This window comes from Paenibacillus sp. IHBB 3054 (assembly GCF_051594305.1).
Taxonomy (GTDB): Bacteria; Bacillota; Bacilli; order Paenibacillales; family Paenibacillaceae; genus Paenibacillus_AQ.
The window spans coordinates 1-2,078 of record NZ_JBOFBG010000091.1 but is presented as its reverse complement, the minus strand read 5'-3'; the positions used below and the strand labels follow the sequence as shown (position 1 = coordinate 2,078).

Genomic DNA, 2,078 nt, shown 5'->3' with positions numbered 1-2,078 from the left:
CGTTTTCGGCATACTCAAATTGTATTTTCTCATCATTGGTGACTTCAATCCGGATAAGACCCGTAGCATTATTAAAACCTAAGGATTGCTGGAAATATTTAACTTCTTTTACCGGTAAGCCGTTTTCGAGAACCCTTACTCTTACATTGGGTTCATTAGATGGAGTTCCGGACCCATATGCCTTGTATTCAAAGCTAATCACTCTTCCTAATGTATCCTCGATTCTATTCACATTTCCGTAGGAATTATAGTAATAAGTTATTGTATTACCAAACCGGTCTGTTTGAATCATCATATCTGAATTAAAATACTCTCTCGATTTGTCTGGAAACACCAAAGTAGTGCCTGAACTGCCGCGGGTAATTCTTACATCACCCGTAGGGTAATCCTTAAGTGTATAGTATGCATCAGATCCATCTGTCGGTAATATAAATTTGGACTCATATTGACCACCTTTTCCGTCATTATAATAATCTCCTTTAAAGGAAGGTATATTAAATGTCCATCCAAGGCCCAAATAGTTATAACGTTGATCATCGTCCCATGCCCCAGTGTTAATGCTTCTTCCTTCGCTAGGATCATACATGGTTGCAGGATAAAATTGACTCGCTCCGTTGGATTGATAGATCACACCGAGATTTAGATCCAAGCCATCTTTTCCCGGCAGACTGATCTGGTTGCTCCTCCAGGTAAGCATTCCGGTTATCGGATCGATGCTCTCTGAGGTATTTTGTTGGTCAGAAAATTGTTGATTAAATTTCTGATATTTATCCTTCAACCCCAGCTCGCTCATCGCGTCGTCTATTGTGCCGCTGAGCGAAACCAATGCACTGTACTTAACCTTGGGTTGATCCGATGACACCAGCGGACGCTCCTCATAGACCACATCTGTGACTCTAGGCATCAATAGTAAAGATGTTCGTTCTTCATCCTTGTACACTCCATCAGTTACCTTGGCCGGTACAGACAGTGAGTTTTCCAATTTGAGCTTATCCTCTATTTCTAGCCAGCTATCCTTGGATTTTTGCTTCAGTTCCCATAGTGTGAGCGAATCTTCATTATACATGTCATGCAGCAAGGCAATGGCATAAACATCGGAGATAGAAGCACCTAAGGCAAATAATTGTCGAATCTGTTCCAGATCCAAGTTCACCTGTTTGTCATTGTAAAGCGCCGAATATTTCTGAAAAAGGGTCTTCACATCTGGCTCAGACATTACATCATAACCCTCAGCAGGTTGATTCTCCAAGGTTTCCGCACTCGACTTGGACTCAGCAATTTCATTCCCCTCTGCGATTAGGGGGAGCGCCGAGATTTCGGAGGTGGGTGTCGGTGCCAATGTGGGTGTGGGTGTGAATTCAGGTAGTACTTCACTATCCGTATGAGAGGTTGGTGATGGTGATGGAGAAGGACTAAGGAGTCCTCCGCCCTGGATTTCCATATTTCGAGGAGTCTCCACATTATTAATAATGGTATTTTGTTGACTGCTTATGCCAGCAGCATTAGAAACACCGGCCAAACTATCAAAGATTAAAATAAAAATCAATAGAAAAAGCGAAACTTTATTGAACAAAGAATTACGACTCATATCTATCTCTCCCAAATTAAAATGAAATATATAGCTTGCACATGCTCTAACAGGTGCAGGTTTCCTATTCTACATTAGATCGGTCATCTGTTAACGATTAACGTTGCACGTCCAGACTCCGGCATATTGATTATCAGCATAGATATGCGTAATATAGCTTCCCATTTCAGAGTTATGCCTTTGAAAGACTACCGTGGCTTTCCAGACTCCAGGAGCAACCTTTACACCTTCAATCCATTCAATGTCATCCTGATCTTTATTAGAAGTCCAGGTAGGGAACTGAACACGTTTTACATTAGGGTCTAGTCCGTATATCAAAACATCGTATGAATCCGCCGAGATATTGGCTGTTTTCGATCCGGATACACCTACACCTCCCTTAACAGCAACTGACGTTCCTCCGACTCCAAGCATGTTACCAGATTGATCAAAAAAGTAGAGGTGTGTTGAATAGTTTCCTGTTTCGAAATTATATTCGCTAAAGGGTATG

1 protein-coding gene and 1 pseudogene are annotated in these 2,078 nt (G+C 41.7%); both read right to left on the bottom strand.

The annotated features are described in order from the left end of the window. Positions 1-1,588: pseudogene (locus ACQ76X_RS35730) on the bottom strand (hypothetical protein); the annotation flags it as partial. A gap of 90 nt (positions 1,589-1,678) precedes the next feature. After that, a partial coding sequence (locus ACQ76X_RS35725; RefSeq protein WP_438498638.1) for a GBS Bsp-like repeat-containing protein occupies positions 1,679-2,078 on the bottom strand: 400 nt, incomplete at its 5' end.